Here is a 16,554-nt window from a genome sequence, read left to right as displayed (position 1 = left end):
CCCCCAACCCCCCCCCCCCCCCCCCGGTTGCCCGCGCCCTCCGCCCGCAGCCCCATCTCCCAGGCGATGCGGGCGGCCCGCCCGTGGGACACGTCGGGGTACTCCTCCGGCGGCACCTCGATGTACCCGCGCCGATCAGTGGGATACGTACGCAGCGCCTCGCGCAGCCTCTTCTCCTGCTCACCCGCCACGACGCCGACAGCCGTCTCGCGTACGGCGATCGAGCCCCGCCGGGCCATCCAGGCGACGGAGCCGAGGGCGGCCAGGGCGAACGCGCCCGCGCCGAGCAGTTCCCCGGTGGCGTCGGCCTCCCCCGGGGTACGGGGCGCGAGCTCGCCCTCGGGGTCCGCGATGACCGTGATCTCCTGGCCGATGGCGTAGCGACCGGACTCCGGCTTCATCTCGGGCCCCGGTACGCGCGTGCCGTCGCGCCGCTCCAACGTGTAGTGATAGGCGCGGGCCTCGCGCCCCCGGGGCTCGTCGCGCCGCTCCTCGACGACCGTCGCGGTGATCTCCTCGCCCCGCCTCTGCAGAGTGATGTCGTCCCGCGCCATGCCGGCGACCCCGACGGACATCACGGAGACCGCCACGATGAACAGAGCCGCGTAGACACTGGACTCCTTGGCCCCCAACTTGTGGATGAGCACGGCGAGAAGCACGCAGTGCGCGATCCAGAGGGGAATCTGGACGAGCAGCCCGAAGCCGTCCCCCAGAAGGAACATCCCCGCGATCGCGACCAGCGCGTAGCAGCCGACGCCGAACGCCGCCAGGGGCCGGGGACCGCGGCGCGAACGCCCCTCGACCAAGGGGCTGTTGACGCTGCCACTGCCGCAAACGTGACCGCGGCCGCAGCCGCTGTCACTGCCACAGCCACAGTCACCGCCACCACTCATGCGCACCCCGTCCGCCCGTGCTACTACACCCCTGTAGAGGAAGCTATCATCGCCCGCACACCCCTCTCCTGCCGCACCGCACCACGCGACCACCCGTCACGGAAGCCGCGCCAATCACCCGTCAACACCAGAGCAATTCGCACACCCATGAAAAAGACCCCACAAAAGGCAGGGCCACTTTCTCCTCAATTTCTCAACGCTCGGTGAAGCTCGGTGAAGCTATCAGCCGCACATGGGCGGTTCAGGCCACCCGAAGAGGAATTGACGGATCGCATACGCACCCGGCGCGCAGGTCGGGCCACCTCGCCCAGACCGCCAGTAGCACTGGCAAACAGGCATCGAACACCTGATTCCCGGAAACACCGAGGCAGACGGAGCCTCACCGGGCCACCTCTTCGCGTCACGACACGGTGACAGTCCTCCGAGATGCACCACCTTGCCCCGCTATCGCCCCTAGCGGATCCTTAACCCCACGGATAACGTCGGCCGCTCTAAGACACCCTCGTCCCAGCTGGACGGATGGAGACAGGAGCAGCCCATGACCGACCTCGGTGTGGATTACGACTATCTCTACACAATCAAGAAGGACTTGGGGACGGTCCGCAGGGAGTTCAAGGGGTGCACCGGGCACCAGGAGGACATGCGGGACGAGTACGGATCGCCGTACGTCTCAGGCGCCATGGACGATTTCACCACCAACTGGGACGACCACCGCAAAGAGCTCCTCGACAACATCGAGAAGGTCGGGAAGCTCGTCGAGCAGTCCATCGAGAACTTTGAAAAGCTCGACAAGGAACTGGCCGACGCGAACAAACGCAAAAAGAAGTAGCGCACGAAGAAGTAGACGTAAGACGTAAGACGTAAGACGTAAGGGAGAAATCGCGTGGCTGGCCGTCCCGTCGACTGGTCCCCCATTGCCGAATCGGACCCGACACCGGGCGACCCCGTCGCCGTCCGCGCGGAGGCGAAGCGGCTCTCGAACATCGCGGAGACACTGTCCCGGCAGGTCAAGAAGCTCCGTCAGCTCGGTGACGACGACAACATCAAGGGCAAGTACGCGAAGAGCCTCAAGGAGGAGTCCGACGAACTCGCGAGCCGCTTCGACAAGACCAAGGGGCGGTACGAGAAGGTATCGGGCCATCTGAACACCTGGGCCGACGAGTTGGAGCACGCCCAGGAGCTCGCCAAGAAGGCGCGCGACAAGGCGCAGGCCGACAAGAAGGACGAGGACGCCGTCAAGGAGGCCAAGAAGGACCTCTTCAAGGCCACCTCCCACTACAACGGTCACGCGATGACGGCACGCAGGAACATCCTGGAGGCCATCGACGACGCGGTGGAGGACAGCACCTGGGACAACCTGGTCGGCTGGGCCAAGGAACACGCGGAAGGTTTCAAGCTGTTCCTCGACATCCTCAGCTGGGTCGGGACAGCCCTCGCCATTGCCGCGATCTTCGTACCGGGACTCAACCTCCTCGTCATCGGGATCGGCATCGCGGTGGTGCTGGGCCGCATGCTGCTGGTCGCGGCCGGGAAGGCCACGTGGATGGACGTCGCCTTCGACGCCTTCGGTCTGCTCACCATGGGCCTCGGCCGGGGCGCCATGATCGGCCTCAAGGCAGCGAGCAAGTCGACGCGCGCCGCATCCACCGTGCACCGGGTCACCAAGCTCAAGGACGGCCTCGCAGCCACCAAGTCGATGCGCAACCAGCTGGCCAACCGGCTGGCCGGTGCGACCGACGACGCGTCCAAGGCCGCCATCCGCCAGGAGATGACCGCGCTGCGCAAGGGCATCGCCGGACGCGCCGGGCGCGTGGCCGACGAGATGCCGCCGCCCAGCAAGTGGTCCACGGCGGCCCACCTCGGCGACAGCGAGCTCGCCGCCCTGCGCCAGGGGATCAGCACGAACAAGCAGCTCTTCGGCGAAGGGATCTCGCAGGGCACCAAGGCGGGCGGCAACGCGGCCTACGGTCTTGCCATGGGCTCCGCCTACGCCGGCACGGCCGTCGACTGGGGAGACAAGCTGCTGGGCGACAATGACACCCTGAACGCCGTGAGCGACGGGCTCGACATCCCCCACAAGCCCAGCTGGGACGCGTACAACGACTTCAAGGGAAGCCACGGCGTGACGCAGGCCCAATCCGCTTGGTGAAGCGCCCGCAACGGCACGCCACGACGGCACGACGTCATGGCGTCACGACGTACGGAACCAGGAGTCACGGACATGGTGGACAACAGAACAGTCGGCGCGGCCGCCGGCCTCTCCCCCGATGACCGAAAGGTGATCAGGAACGCGCGGGTCGCCATCCTGACTCCGCTGGCCTTCCTCGTGATCGCCATCATCGGCGGAGTGCTCATCAATTCCGGGGCCCTTCCGAAGTCGCTCAGCGGTGTCTTCCGCGTTCCCGGTCAGGTGCTGCCGTTGCTGGCGGTGGCCGCCCTGGCCGTCGGCGTCGTCGTCCTGAACAACCAGCGCAGTTGGCGCGGGGAGTTCACCCTCTACTTCGCGGGAGGCGGGCTCGCCCAGTTCGCCCCGCTGTTCCTGCTGATGCACCACTACCCCGCGGTGCTCATCGCCCCTCTGCTGCCCGGCGCGATCACACTCGCGTACGGGGCGCTCGATCGAAGGAGCCGCCGCGATGCCGCCGGCTGACACCAAGAACGCGTTCGGCTACACCCTGATCATTCCCCCCGGGTGGGCGAGGATCCCCCTGCGGGAAGGGACCCAGGACGCGGTCAAGAGGATCGTCGACGAGGCCGCCGAGCGGGTCTCCGCGGATCTGCCCAAGGACAAGGTGGCAGATGCCCGCATGGAGCTGTACCGGCGGCTGAACTCCTCGGTGAAGGAGGCGCAGCGGCGGGACGGCGTGGACCTCTACCTTCCCGTGGAACCCATGCACGGGTATCTCGTCGCCGCCTCCATCGTCGTCGCGAAGCTCGACACCGGGCTGCGCGACGGGGTCGGCAGGCAGGACGTGCTGCGGCAGTTGCTGGCCGACTCCGACGACTCCGAACCGGTGGAGGTGGACGGGGCGGCGGGGCTGCGCAAGGAGCGCACGATGCCTGCGGATCCGGAGAAGGGCGCGGACGCACCGTCGAAGCATGTCGAATACGTCGTGCCGGTACCGTCGTCGTCCGAGTCACCTGCGTCACCCGCGTCGTCCGCGTCGTCTGCGTCGTCCGGCGGGGACGCCGGGTGGGTCGTCGTCAGCTTCACCACGCTCGGCGACGGCAACCCCGAGGGCGACTTCACCGAGATCCTCGTCGAGCTCTTCGACGCCGTGATGACTACGTTCCGCTGGAGGACCGAGTGACCGTCACCTTCTCCCTCGACTCGGACAGCGATGCCACCGTCTGGCCCGCCATGCCCATCCTGGGCGACGGGTGGGGGGCAGCGCGGGAGCGCAAGAAGTGGGCCCGCCGCACCTCGGAGCTGCTCTGGGCGCTCGTCGACGACGAACCGGTCGACAAGAAGCAGGTCAAGATGCTGGCCTTCGAGCTGGACTCCGTGGCGGAGCAGCTCCCCCGGACCGTCCCGGTCCACCAGGTCTTCCTCTACGTACCGGACCCCCGCCGGGAGTTCCTCACCTTCCTCGTCCACGCGGGCCCGAGCGAGGGCGACGTCGACGCGACGCTGGACGAGCTCGTGCAGAAGAACGAACCCGGCGCCGCCCAGGACCCCGAGGTCATCGACTTCGACACCGAACGCCTGGGCCGCGGCAAGCGCTCCATCCGCTACTTCGTCGCGTCCAAGGCGGGCGCCATGTGCTGCTCGGTGAACTACGCCTGGCGCCTGGAGTCCCTCGGCATCGATGTGATCGTGCGGACGGTGGGCGAGGACATCGGGTGGATCACGTCGAACATCGACGAGTTCGACGAGTTCGCCCGGAGCCTCTTCGTGAACCTGGACGCCTGAGGCGAGGGCCTGACTCCGCCATGCCCAACGATCTGTTCGGCCGTACGGTCGCCCGCGTGGCCCGCCCCTTCGGCGGCGGCCAGATCGCCGCGGCCTGGCTGTGTTTCGCCATCGGGTTCGGCTCCCTCTTCCTCACCGCGGTGGCAGCCCGGCTGAGCAGCCCCGCCGAGGAGATCCTGGTGTGGCTGCAGCGCGGCATCGTGTCCGCGGCGATCCTCGTCCTGCTGCTCCTGTTCACCAAGAACCCACGACACTCGGAACGCCCTCGCGAGCTCACGCTCCCCCTGGGCATCTCCGTCGCCCTCTTCCTCGCGGCGCTGGCAACGGCGTTCTGGCCGGGCGTCTTCGCCGCGTTCCTCACGCCTCTGCTCGTCGTCGGGTCGTGGCTCGTCGCGAAGAACAGGGAGCGTACGGAGGGCCGCGCACGCTGACCGCCGAGATCACTTGTCGGCGACGAACGAGCCCATCCCGCGGGTGGTGACGATGAGGCCTTCCTCGCGGAGGGCGGCGGTGGCTTTGCGGACGGTGTCGCGGGCGACGCCGAACTCCTGCTCCAGCTTCACTTCGGAGATCAGTGCGCGCTCCGGGTACTCACCGCTCGCGATGCGCTCCCGGACCACCTCGGCGATCTGCTCCCACTTCGGCCTGGTCGGATTGAATTCGAACACAAGGGAACTGTGCGTACCCCCGTGCATCCGCTCATAGAGAGCCCCCTTGCTGGATATGGGTAGACAGGGGTCTGCAGATGACTCTACGGTGAACGCAAGAGACCCCGGCGACGGATGGAGCCGCCCCGGGGCATGGCCGAACGCTTCAAAGGAGCGCCGACATGGTCGACTCTATCGCCCGCTTCCTCAGGTGGGCCCTCGCTCTCTGCACCCCGCACCCCCGCGGCCGCCACCGAGCCGGCGCCACCCTGCTGCGCCAACTCCCCGCCGTGCCGCCCCACTTCACCGAGATCCGCGAACAGCACCGTCAACGCGCCCGCCGCCGCGCCCTGTACCTGGCCACCCTCGGCATCGACGTGGGACCGGACTGCATCCACGGCGTACGGGTGGCCACCCGGTGACGCCGCGCATGCCGGTGCGGATGTGCGCCCGCTGCCGCCGGACCACCGACGCCCCGGTCCTGATCCACGAAGTCCACGCGGCCACGGGCCCCGGCTTCAACGTCTACGCGTGCCAGGCCTGCGCCACGCTCTACCCGCCGCCCACCGACGCGCTGGAGTTCCTCGACACCACGCCCCGCCCCCGCCCCTCCCGGATGACGATCCGCGTCTATCGGGTCACCGCCGAAGGCACGGCGATCGAGGACCGGGGCGAGACCCGCACCTGGACCGGCAGCAGCATCGACCCGCCGCCGAGCAACGCGGTGTGCCCGACGTGCGCCTGCCCGAGGTGCCGCCCCATGTAGCACTGGCAAACCCACGCCGAATTCAATATCCCCGGCAGCCCCAAGGCCGCCGGGGCCTTTCCTCGTCCCGCCCTTCGCATCACGACACGATGACGGCCAGCCGAAATAGGATGTTTTGTTCCGCTATGCCCTCTGGCGGAATCAACAACCCCACAGATAACGTCGGTCCGTTGGAGACATCCCTCGCCCCACCAGGAGCCGACCGTGAATCGCCGCACCATGCCCATCGTTGCCGCGCTCGCCGCGACCACGGCCCTGCTCCTGACGGCCTGTAGCAGCAGTTCCGACTCGAGCGACAAGATCAAGGGAGCGGATCAGAACACGAGCTCGAGCTCGAAGAGCCCCAAGGCCTCGCCCACCTCGTCCGCCAAAGTCTCGGACTTCGGTCTGCCCGACGACGTGAAGGTAGAAATCGAGTCGGTCACGACAGGCGACAAGACGAAGGACCAGATCCTCAAGGAACAAGCCGAAGGGCTGATGGCCCGGCAACGGATCTATGTGGATCTGGACCCCAATTCGCGCTATCTTACTCGTTATTACGACGGCGAGGCCCGCGCTTTCTACGCCTCGGAAGTCAAGAGGGCGAAGGCTGAAGGACGCACCATCACCGGGCTCTACCGGTATTACGACCGAAAGGTCGAGGAGAACACCGACGACCGTGCGATCGTCACCTATTGCGAGGACCGCTCCAAGGCATTCGCCAAGGACATCAAGTCGGGCAAGGCTCGCAAGACGAAGCCGAGCCCCGAGGACTTCATCAAGAACACCGCCACGCTCAGGAAGACCGAACACGGAACCTGGCTGGTGCAGTCCTTCCGTGGTGAGACCTCGGCGCAGGAGTGCCAGTGAGGAACCTGACGCGCACTGCGGCCGGTTCAGGTCTCGCGGTTCTCCTGGTTCTGGGTCCTGTGGGATCGGCGATAGCGGGCGACGGTACCGGTAGTTCCGGGAAACCACCCGTCGGCGAAGGCGGAGGTGAAGGCTCTTCCGGGAGCGGCTCCATCGGGGCACAGGTCCAGTACAAGACCAACTTCAAGGGGAAGGCCGGGGCGAGCCCCATCGCCCAGGGCGACGGCTCATGGGAACCGCCGCTGTGCTGGACCCAGCCGAAGTTCACGGCGAAGCAGTACAAGGAAGAGCAGGAGAAGACCGCCCCTATCGACCCGAACACCGGCAAGACCCTGCCCGGTTGGGACAAGGGGAAGGAATTCCACGAGGGCGACAAGGGCGCCTGGTGGTACCGGACGTACGCCGTGGATCAGCTGAAGTCGGGGAAGATCGATTTCGGGGACATGGAGAAGTGCACTTCCATCCCGGGCATCCAGTGGGTCGAACCCGGAGACCCGCCCAAGGACGCCATCTCCCCACTCGCACTCGCAGGCCTCGCCTACGCAGAGACCAAGCTTCCCGCACCCCCGGTCACCCTTCGCCCGGCCGCGGACGGTCAGATCGTGAACCTGGCCACGCGCGTGAAGTTCGACGCTCCGATCGACCCTGTCTGGGTTACGGCGAGCTTCAACCACCTCGGCATCGACATCGCCGCCACCACGGTGGCCAAGCCTGTCGCTCTGCGCGTGGAGTCGGGCACCGAGTTCGCCGATCCGCAGTCCTGCACGTACGACCTCACCAAGGCCAAGTCCGGCTACCAGCTGGACACGTCCAAGGCCGACTGCAACATCACCTACCGAAAGTCCTCAGGTGACAGGTCGTACCCACTCCAGGCCCGCGTCACCTGGAAGGTGACGTGGACCAACTCCGCGAACCCGGACGGCCCTCCTCAACAGCCTGGGCTCCCCGACGGTCTGTCCACCTTCGAGCAGGACGTCGCAGTCAAGGAGATCCAGTCCATCAACCGGTGACCGCTGAGGTGCCGCACCACACGCAGTCGTCGGCTACTCCCAGTGCAACGTCCCGGCCACGGTGTCGAAGAGTTCCACCATCTTCGACGCCAGGCCCTCCATCGGGGTGGAGAAGGTAAGAGTCAGCCACTGCCTGCTCGCGGGGACGGGGACGTGGTAACTCACGGTCGTCGTCGCAAGAGTGTTGCCCATCTGGCGCTCAGGGTCAGGCGCTTCGGTCTTCTCCGTCCGTACGGCGTCGCCCGCGGCGTCCAGCTTTCGCACCTCAGCGGGGCGTCCCGTCTCCGCCAGGCGGCTGGCCAGGTCATGTGCCGTGCGGCAGCCGGGCCAGCCGTCGGGAAGCAGGCTCACGAGCAGCGATGACGCCAGCGGCACGCCCTCGACGGTCAGCAGCGAGATGTACAGCTCGACACCACCCTCGCGGTGGGCCGCCTTGGCCTGCTTCTGCAGGTCTCGCATCAGCCGTTCCTTGAGTACGGGCGCATTGTCGATGCCCGCGAACTGCCTGTCGGCGAGAGCGGCGATACCGCGGTCGCGTTCATCGGGATCGAGATGCAGTTGGAACCAGCCGTCAGGGACGAGGATCGTGTAGTCGCTGGGCGGGTTGTCCCATTCGGTTCGGAAGGGCATATCAGGGCTCGCTAGGGCTTTCGGGGGCGTGGTCCGTGCCGGACTCCGCAGGGACGGGCAGAAAACGCATCGTGGGCATGAGGCGGTCCACAAGCTCTGTCAATTCGTCGGCACGCTCGAAGTTGAGCCACCTCGCCTCGACCAACACGATCTCCTCCATTCCATCCGGCCAGACCCAGTACCGGAGGCACTCACTGAGCTTTTTGCCCCAGCCGAAGCGCCGCTTCTCGGCCAGGACCGCCTGCACCCGGACAGCTGGACCGATGGGCAATTCGACGTCAGTGACCTTTGCTTCACCCTTGACTTCGGCATAGGACCACTTCAGCAACATGTGCCGATACTCTTCGGGCGACGGCCGCGGAACGTCGTCCTCCCCGTAGGCGAGGACTGACAGGTCTGCCAGAAACGCGCCACCCGTCGTGTAAGCCGCCACTGCCAACAACGGCCCGGACTCGTATGCCGTCAAGGCTCGTCTCTCCAGTTCCTGCTGGAGCGCGGCCTTGCCGCCGTCGAGGCTCAGCGGATTGAACTGCTCCACAAGGTTCATGGCCAGTTGTCGAGCCTCCGCCTGCGTGCCCTTGTGGAGCGTCAGATCGAGCCAGTCACCGTTGAGGTCGAAATCGACAAGATAATCTTCCTCTGGCCCAGGAGAGTTCTCAGCCGATTCCTGTTGATCTTGATTCATTACGACACCTCGTCAAAAAATAGGCCACCAGCCGTGACTCCACTACCGGCCACACTCAACTGTGTTGCCCTGCGCGAGATTTTGTTGACCGCATACCCCTCACCCAAGCTCTTGCCCAAGTATTTTGCTTCACTGAGTGCTGCCGCCGCGGAAGGGTCCGCCAAGGTCATCGATTTCCCCATTCCCTTGATGTAGCTACCGTTCCCGCGGTCTTTCGCTACACGTACCGACTCACGGAAGCCGCCCTTGAAAGCATCCTTCCAAGTGGATCCCTTGAAGAGTTCAGTGACAGGCTCCCGGATCGACTTCGAGATGTCGCCCTTCTCGAGCCCCTTGACAACTCCCGCTTCACGGTTGAGTTTGTGGCGATTACGTTTGAGTTGCCGAGGAGTCGCCTTACCTCCCTTGGCGAACTGCATACGGTCCACCAGATTCTTGGCGTAGCGGCCGCTGACTTTGGTCATTGCCTTGCCCGCCCCCATCAGGAGTAGCCCCACAGCCGCCTCGGCAAGTGCTGTCCAGGACTCGTCGCCCATTGCGACTTGGATCGCCGTGCAGGCGATGTTCACCAGCGTGGCCAGCATGGAGACGGCGCCCAGGAACCCTGCCAGTCCTTGCCCAATGACGGGGATCCACCCGACGGCCAGAGCTGCGATTCCAGCCCACTTGGAGATGCGCTCCGTCCACTCCGCCGCCCAGTCCACAAGGCCTGCGAAGTCGTCCCAGAAGCCATCCTTGAGGGCATCGTCAGAGATTACGTCGTCGATGGCCTCGCGTGCCTTCTTCGCAGCCGTGTCGCGGATTTCCTGTGCTCGCCGCAACTTCTCCCGGGCCGCCTCCAGAGCTTTTCCGGCAGCCTCCGCCCGGTCCTCCAGCTTCTCCTTGCGCCCCTTGCCGTCTCCCTTGCCGCCCTCACGTCCCTTACCGGAGTCACCGGAAAGACCGTCCAGCCCCTTCTGGGCGGCGCTCTTGTCGGCCTCGGCGTCCTGGGCGTCCTGTCGGGCGATCTCGGCGATCCGCTGAGCCCGGTGGAGTTCGGTGGCGTAGTTGCCGGGCTTGGCCGCGGCATTCGACTCGTAGTCGGGCCCGTGGTCCACGATCCGGTCGCCGACCTCATCGGCCACTGTCTTGTAGCGCTTGTGCGCGGCCTCCAGCCGCCCACGGCACTTCTTCGCCTTCTCGCGGAATTCCTTGCCGGCGTCGCTGTCCCAGGACTCCACTTCGGACGCCGCCTTGAGGTGACGCACCTGTCGCTCGAGCTCGTCGGCCGTCTTTCGGAGCTTGCGGCCCAGCTGCTCCAAGCGATCGGGATCCCCCGGGATAGGGTCGTGGTCGGCGAGCGGCTGCCAGTCCTTCGTGCGTGCGCCGGCCATCAGGACTTCTTCTTCTTGTCGGACTCCCGCAGAACCCTTGCCAGTTCGCTGTCGATACTCTCGTACGTCTTCGCGGCGGCCTTCGCGATCTCACCCAATCGCTTGATCTCGTCACCGAGTTCCTCGCGGTGGCTCTCCCAGTTCTCCACGAAGTCCCCGAACTGCCAGGCGAGGTCGTGCTCACCGAAGTCGTCCTCGTACTGGCCCTTCAGCTTCCCAAGACCGTCGAATGCGTCTTTGATCCTCGCGAGACCGACGCCCATCTCCCGGATGACCTCCAGGTCGTCGATCTTCGAGTACTCGCCCATGGGGGGCGCCCCCTCTGTACGTCGTCGTACCCGGCCACTGTCAAGGACAGCAAGAACGGGGTGACAAGGCGCTCACCTCGTCACCCCGCCCCTGGCAAGCCACACGGCGCAGCGTCCGTCCGCTACTTCCGCGCAGCCTTGCCCAGCTCGTCGTCGATCTGCTCGTACTTGTCCGCGGCGTTGGTCAGGTAGTCGCCCATGCCGTCCAGGCCCTCGAGGGTCTTCTTCGCGCCCTCGACGAACTCGTCGAAGTTCTCGTCGAACGCCTTCGAGGCGCTCTTCGTGACGAAGCCCGTCTCGACGAGGTTCTTGATGTACTTCTTCAGGCCGTCCAGCTTCTCGTTGAGCTTGTCCTTCTCCTTGACCACGTGCTTGGCCGCGTCTCGCATGTCCTGATATGTGACATCAAGGTCCTTGGCCATGAGGCTCACTCCTAATCGCAATTGATCAACTCGCCGCAGGGCCAACCCCCGTGGCAACCCTTGAACGCTCGAACGGATGATGCGATTGGTGCGATCTTCCGCTCTCGCGCCAGCAGCTTACGGGTGGGGCGGATGGGATCACAGCCCGGTTCAGTCACAGCTCTGCTATGAGCAAGTGCGAAGCGGCACCCGCCGCGGCACGCAAGGCCCCGGCCGCGGCGCGTGCCCTTCCGCTATGAGCCTGTGCACAGGCCGTTGCCTGCGGGAAGGGGGGAGCGGATATCGTCAGGCCCATTGTTCAGCTCCGGGGAGGACGATCGTGCGCCTGACTCTGACCGTCGTCGATCCGTTCGGCGGGGGCACCGCCGACGTGGTTCTCGACGCCGATCCCGAGTCCACCGTGCAGGACATCGCGGTGGAACTGGCCCGGCAGGTCGGCCACAGCGGTGCGCAGGTCATTCCGATCGGGCAGGGCCAGCACTCCCCTACGGGGAACGCGCCCATGGTCTACGTCGACGGGTACGCCGTCGACCCCTCCGCCACCGTCGTCACCTCGCCCCTGCGCGAAGGCGCCGTCGTGAGTCTGAACGATCCCGCGGGGTGCCTGCCCGGTGAGCCCTCCGGGCTCGTCGAGCTCCGCATCGCCAGTGGGACCGCCGCCGGCGCCGTGCACCGGCTCGGCATCGGGCGGTACGACATCGGCAGCGGCCCCGCCTCGTACATCCGCGTCGACGATCCGGAGATGCCCGCCCGCGCCCTGACGTTGTCAGTTGCAACCGATGGCACCTGCCAGGTCACCGTGCACGGGAGCGACAAGGACAAGCAGGGCGTGACCCTCGACGGCGCCCCCTACGACGAGGAGAAGGACGAGCCCGAGCCGACCACGGCCGTCCCGCTCGAAGGGGAGTCCAAGAAGGAGAGGAAGGCCCGGGAGGCGCGGGAGAAGCAGGAGCGCAAGGAGTGGAAGGAGCGGAAGGAGGCCCGGGCCAAGGCGCGGGCCGCCGGGCCGCGCGACACCGTCGACTGGCCCCTCGGCGCCCAGGTCGCCCTCGGCAACACCCTTCTCGAACTCGTCCGGTACGCGCCGCCGAACGCCGCCCTCAAGTGGTCCGAGGACGGCGCGGGGCTCGACTACAACCGGCCCCCTCGCCTGCGCCCGCCCGAGCGGCAGACCACCTTCCGGCTGCCCTCCCCGCCCCGCGAGTTCGAGGCGCGTCCGCTGCCGTGGCTGATGGCGCTGTTCCCGCTGGTCGGTGCCGTCGTCGCGGCGATGATCTTCAATCGCTGGTACTACCTGATCATGGCGGGGCTGAGCCCCATCATGCTCTTCGGCAACTACTTCATGGACAAGAAGCACGGGCGCAAGTCCCATGCGAAGCAGGTCAAGGAGTACAAGGAGACCAAGGCCCGGATCGAGAAGGACGCTCAGGACGCGCTGGTGGCCGAGCGGATCGATCGGCGCAATGCCGTGCCCGATCCCGCCGCCGTGCTCGCCCTCGGCACCGGGCCCCGTACGCGGCTGTGGGAGCGGCGGCGCACCGACGCCGATCATCTGCTGCTGCGGTTCGGGACCGGGCAGCTGCCCTCCGAGGTCGTGCTGGACGACCCCGAGAAGGACGACCACCGGCGCCAGGTGACCTGGAAGATCGAGGACGCCCCCGTCGCGCTGCCGCTGAAGGGGCTGGGCGTCATCGGCATCGCCGGGCCCGGCGACTCCGCCACCGCGCTCGGCCGCTGGGCCGTGGCGCAGACCGCGACGCTGCACAGCCCGATGGACGTGCAGTTCTATGTGCTGACCGAGAACACGTCCAAGGACAGTTGGGACTGGGTGCGGTGGCTGCCGCATGCCAGGCCGTCCGGCGGTCAGGACATCAACGTACTCATCGGCACGGACGCCGAGACCGTCGGCGCCCGCATCGGTGAACTGACGCAGATCCTCGACGCGCGCGTGAAGGCCGCGGAGGAGAACAAGGGCCAGGGCGCCAACTTCAGCGACCCGGACATCGTCGTGGTGTGGGACGGGTCGCGGCGGCTGCGGTCCCTGCCGGGTGTGGTGCGGATCCTGCGCGAGGGCCCAGCCGTCGGGATGTACGCGCTGTGCCTCGACTCCGAAGAACGGTTCCTGCCCGGCGAGTGCCTGGCCTTCGTCGTCGCCGAGCCCAAGGCCCAGGAACTCGCGGGCACGCCCGCCGTGCCGAACGCTCCCGCCCCGCCCCAGCAGGCCCCCGGCGGCTTCCCCTCCTTCCAGGCCTGGCACACCACCGCGCCCGACCCGCAACAATCCAATGCTCCCCAGGAGTTGAGGCTGCGCGTCGAAATGACCGGCGCCGAGCGCCTCAAGGACGTACGACCCGACTTCGTGACGCCCGCCTGGTGCCTGCGCCTCGCGCGCTCCGTGTCGCCGCTGCGCGACATCAGCGGGGAGACCGAGGACTCCGCACTGCCGGGGGCCAGCCGGCTCCTCGACGTGCTGCAGTTGGAGCCGCCGACCTCGGGGGCGATCACTGCCCGTTGGCAGGCGGGCGGACAGTCGACGATGGCCGTCATCGGTGAGTCGTACGACGGCCCGTTCGGCATCGACATGCGCAAGGACGGCCCGCACGGTCTGATCGCGGGTACGACCGGTTCCGGTAAGTCGGAGCTGCTGCAGACGATCGTGGCCGCGCTCGCCGTGGCCAATACGCCCGAGAACATGACCTTCGTACTCGTCGACTACAAGGGTGGATCGGCCTTCAAGGACTGTGTGAAGCTGCCGCACACCGTCGGCATGGTCACCGACCTCGACGCGCACCTCGTGGAGAGGGCCCTGGAGTCCCTCGGCGCCGAGCTGAAGCGGCGCGAGCACATCCTCGCCGACGCCGACGCCAAGGACATCGAGGACTACCAGGACCTGGTGCGCCGCGATCCCTCGCACGCGCCCGTGCCCCGACTCCTCATCGTCATCGACGAGTTCGCCTCCATGGTGCGCGACCTGCCCGACTTCGTGACGGGGCTCGTGAACATCGCTCAGCGTGGCCGTTCGCTCGGCATTCACCTGCTGCTCGCCACGCAGCGGCCGAGTGGTGTCGTGTCTCCTGAGATCCGCGCCAACACCAACCTCCGCATCGCGCTGCGCGTCACCGACGGCGGCGAGTCCAGCGACGTCATCGACTCCCCCGAGGCCGGGCACATCTCCAAGAACACCCCCGGACGTGCGTACGTACGTCTCGGGCACGCCTCGCTGGTGCCCTTCCAGTCGGGTCGTGTCGGTGGCCGGCGCCCCGGTGCCGCCGATCCGACCCTGCTCGCGCCCTGGGTCGACACCCTCGACTGGTCGGCGCTCGGCCGTGCCTCGCTGGTGAAGCCGAAGGCCGAGGCCCGCGAGGAGGAGGAGATCACCGACCTGAAGGTCCTGGTCGACGAGATCATCGAGGCCAACAGGGTCCTCGGCATCCCCGCCCAGCACAGCCCGTGGCTGCCCGCGCTCGGCGAGACCCTGCTGCTCGACGAGATCCCGGTCCCCGCGGCCCTCACGGCCCCCGGCACGCTCGCGCCTGCCGCGTACGGCATCGAGGACCTGCCCGCCGACCAGGCCCGCCGCCCGGTCGTCGTGGACTTCAAGACCTTCGGCCATCTGATGATCGGCGGTGCCCCGCGCTCCGGCCGCTCGCAGGTACTGCGGACGATCGCGGGCTCCCTGGCCCGCACCCACTCGTGCGCCGACGTCCATCTGTACGGCATCGACTGCGGCAACGGCGCGCTCAACGCCCTGACCCGGCTGCCGCACTGCGGCGCCGTCGTCGGCCGTAACCAGACCGAGCGCGTGGTACGCCTCATCAACCGACTCAAGGGCGAACTCACGCGCCGCCAGGACCTGTTGGCGGACAAGGGGTACGCGGACATCGGCGAGCAGCGGGCCGACGTCACCGAGGACGAGCGCCTGCCGCACATCGTCGTGCTGCTCGACCGCTGGGAGGGCTGGCTGCCCACGCTCGGCGAGGTCGACCACGGCTCGCTGACGGACGAGATCACCACGATCATGCGTGAGGGCGCGAGCGTCGGCCTGCACATGGTGATGACGGGTGACCGGCAGATCCTGGTGGGCCGCATCTCCTCCCTCACCGAGGACAAGTACGGCCTGCGCCTCGCGGACCGCTCCGACTTCTCGACGCTCGGCATCCCGGCCCGCAAGGTCCCCGAGGAGATCGCGCCGGGCCGCGCGTTCAAGAACGAGAGCGGCACCGAGACGCAGTTCGCGCTGCTCTCCGAGGACTCCACGGGTCAGGGGCAGGCCGCGGCGATCTCCGCGATCGGCGAGCAGGCCGCGGCCCGCGACGCCGAAGTGCCGCGCCACCGCCGCCCGTTCCGCGTCGACACGCTGCCGAGCCGCATCTCCTTCGACGAGGCGTGGGAGCTGCGCGACCCGGACGCCCCGCGCTCCAAGCTGTGGGCGCTCGTGGGCATCGGCGGCGACGAGGTCATGGGCTGGGGTCCCGATCTCGCCCAGGGCGTGCCGGCGTTCGTCATCGCGGGCCCGGCCAAGTCCGGCCGCTCGACGGTCCTGATGAACATGGCGCGTTCGTTCCGCGCCCAAGGCGTACGTCTGGTCGTCGCCGCACCGCGCCAGTCGCCGCTGCGTGAACTGGAGGGCACCGAAGGCGTGTTGAAGGTCTTCACCGGCGACGACATCGACGAGGACGAGTTCGAGGAGCTCATCGACGACGCGGAGGCGTCGATCGAGGACCCGGTCGTCGTCCTGATCGACGACGCGGAGATGCTGGAGGACGCCGACGCGGCGAGCCAGTTCAAGCGGATCATCCAGCGCGGCACCGAGAAGGGCCTCGCACTGGTCCTCGCCGGTGACGAGGAGGACGTCTGCAGCGGCTTCTCCGGCTGGCAGGTCGACGCGAAGAAGGGCCGCCGCGGCATCCTGCTCTCCCCGCAGGAGAGCTCCAGCGGCGACCTCATCGGCCTCAGGATCTCCCGCAGCCTGGTCGGCGGCCCGATCGCCCCGGGCAAGGGCATGCTGCATCTCGGCAACGGCGAACTCGCCACGGTGACAACTCCGTTGTAGGGGGA

18 protein-coding genes are annotated in these 16,554 nt (G+C 67.4%); 11 read left to right on the top strand and 7 right to left on the bottom strand.

Annotated elements, in window-relative coordinates; all coding sequences use genetic code 11:
• On the bottom strand, positions 1-806 hold an 806-nt coding region (locus tag AB0B50_RS43160; RefSeq protein WP_362343100.1), incomplete at its 3' end, for a hypothetical protein.
• Positions 807-1,431: 625 nt separating this feature from the next.
• Between AB0B50_RS43160 and AB0B50_RS43155 the strand changes: the two genes are divergently transcribed.
• The 6 genes from AB0B50_RS43155 to AB0B50_RS43130 all read left to right on the top strand — a co-directional run bounded on the left by AB0B50_RS43155 (position 1,432) and on the right by AB0B50_RS43130 (position 5,237).
• Entirely contained in the window at positions 1,432-1,722 is a 291-nt protein-coding gene (locus tag AB0B50_RS43155) for a hypothetical protein (protein WP_362343097.1), read from the top strand.
• A gap of 54 nt (positions 1,723-1,776) precedes the next feature.
• Positions 1,777-3,042: a putative T7SS-secreted protein gene (locus tag AB0B50_RS43150; protein ID WP_362343095.1), complete on the top strand. Its 1,266-nt coding sequence runs from the start codon at positions 1,777-1,779 to the stop codon at positions 3,040-3,042.
• 72 nt (positions 3,043-3,114) lie between these two features.
• On the top strand, positions 3,115-3,543 hold the full coding sequence (locus AB0B50_RS43145; RefSeq protein ID WP_362343092.1) for a hypothetical protein: 429 nt from the start codon (positions 3,115-3,117) through the stop codon (positions 3,541-3,543).
• The gene (locus AB0B50_RS43140; RefSeq protein WP_362343089.1) at positions 3,530-4,204 is read left to right on the top strand and encodes a hypothetical protein; all 675 of its coding nucleotides are present in this window, start codon (positions 3,530-3,532) and stop codon (positions 4,202-4,204) included. Before AB0B50_RS43145 ends, AB0B50_RS43140 begins: the two co-directional genes overlap by 14 nt.
• The gene (locus tag AB0B50_RS43135; RefSeq protein WP_362343087.1) at positions 4,201-4,806 is read left to right on the top strand and encodes a hypothetical protein; all 606 of its coding nucleotides are present in this window, start codon (positions 4,201-4,203) and stop codon (positions 4,804-4,806) included. Before AB0B50_RS43140 ends, AB0B50_RS43135 begins: the two co-directional genes overlap by 4 nt.
• 20 nt (positions 4,807-4,826) lie before the next feature.
• Entirely contained in the window at positions 4,827-5,237 is a 411-nt protein-coding gene (locus AB0B50_RS43130; RefSeq protein WP_362343084.1) for a hypothetical protein, read from the top strand.
• Between the two features lie 9 nt (positions 5,238-5,246).
• Here the strand turns inward: AB0B50_RS43130 and AB0B50_RS43125 are convergent, their stop codons facing one another.
• Positions 5,247-5,474, bottom strand: coding sequence for a GntR family transcriptional regulator (locus AB0B50_RS43125; RefSeq protein WP_362343081.1), 228 nt, complete (start codon positions 5,472-5,474; stop codon positions 5,247-5,249).
• Between the two features lie 161 nt (positions 5,475-5,635).
• On the opposite strand from AB0B50_RS43125, the gene AB0B50_RS43120 reads away from it, so the two are divergent.
• The 4 genes from AB0B50_RS43120 to AB0B50_RS43105 all read left to right on the top strand — a co-directional run bounded on the left by AB0B50_RS43120 (position 5,636) and on the right by AB0B50_RS43105 (position 8,078).
• Positions 5,636-5,875, top strand: coding sequence for a hypothetical protein (locus AB0B50_RS43120; RefSeq protein ID WP_362343079.1), 240 nt, complete (start codon positions 5,636-5,638; stop codon positions 5,873-5,875).
• Positions 5,872-6,219, top strand: a complete 348-nt coding sequence (locus tag AB0B50_RS43115) for a hypothetical protein (protein ID WP_362343076.1) — start codon at positions 5,872-5,874, stop codon at positions 6,217-6,219. Before AB0B50_RS43120 ends, AB0B50_RS43115 begins: the two co-directional genes overlap by 4 nt.
• 204 nt (positions 6,220-6,423) lie before the next feature.
• Positions 6,424-7,068: a hypothetical protein gene (locus AB0B50_RS43110; RefSeq protein ID WP_362343073.1), complete on the top strand. Its 645-nt coding sequence runs from the start codon at positions 6,424-6,426 to the stop codon at positions 7,066-7,068.
• Positions 7,065-8,078 (top strand): hypothetical protein, encoded by a 1,014-nt coding sequence (locus tag AB0B50_RS43105; protein ID WP_362343070.1) that lies wholly within the window; start codon positions 7,065-7,067, stop codon positions 8,076-8,078. Before AB0B50_RS43110 ends, AB0B50_RS43105 begins: the two co-directional genes overlap by 4 nt.
• Positions 8,079-8,111: 33 nt before the next feature.
• Here AB0B50_RS43105 and AB0B50_RS43100 read toward each other — a convergent pair whose 3' ends face one another.
• From AB0B50_RS43100 to AB0B50_RS43080, 5 genes are all read right to left on the bottom strand, one after another.
• On the bottom strand, positions 8,112-8,708 hold the full coding sequence (locus AB0B50_RS43100; RefSeq protein ID WP_362343068.1) for a hypothetical protein: 597 nt from the start codon (positions 8,706-8,708) through the stop codon (positions 8,112-8,114).
• Between the two features lies 1 nt (position 8,709).
• On the bottom strand, positions 8,710-9,393 hold the full coding sequence (locus tag AB0B50_RS43095) for a hypothetical protein (protein ID WP_362343065.1): 684 nt from the start codon (positions 9,391-9,393) through the stop codon (positions 8,710-8,712).
• Entirely contained in the window at positions 9,393-10,766 is a 1,374-nt protein-coding gene (locus AB0B50_RS43090; RefSeq protein ID WP_362343062.1) for a hypothetical protein, read from the bottom strand. Before AB0B50_RS43090 ends, AB0B50_RS43095 begins: the two co-directional genes overlap by 1 nt.
• On the bottom strand, positions 10,766-11,074 hold the full coding sequence (locus AB0B50_RS43085) for a hypothetical protein (RefSeq protein ID WP_362343059.1): 309 nt from the start codon (positions 11,072-11,074) through the stop codon (positions 10,766-10,768). Before AB0B50_RS43085 ends, AB0B50_RS43090 begins: the two co-directional genes overlap by 1 nt.
• A 122-nt stretch (positions 11,075-11,196) precedes the next feature.
• On the bottom strand, positions 11,197-11,496 hold the full coding sequence (locus tag AB0B50_RS43080) for a WXG100 family type VII secretion target (RefSeq protein WP_320590242.1): 300 nt from the start codon (positions 11,494-11,496) through the stop codon (positions 11,197-11,199).
• A 319-nt stretch (positions 11,497-11,815) separates the two neighbouring features.
• On the opposite strand from AB0B50_RS43080, the gene AB0B50_RS43075 reads away from it, so the two are divergent.
• Positions 11,816-16,549, top strand: a complete 4,734-nt coding sequence (locus AB0B50_RS43075; protein WP_362343056.1) for an FtsK/SpoIIIE domain-containing protein — start codon at positions 11,816-11,818, stop codon at positions 16,547-16,549.
• The last annotated feature ends 5 nt before the right edge of the window (positions 16,550-16,554 follow it).

This window comes from Streptomyces sp. NPDC041068 (assembly GCF_040647455.1).
In the GTDB taxonomy this organism is placed as follows: domain Bacteria; phylum Actinomycetota; class Actinomycetes; order Streptomycetales; family Streptomycetaceae; genus Streptomyces.
This window is presented reverse-complemented; position numbering and strand designations above follow the sequence as displayed.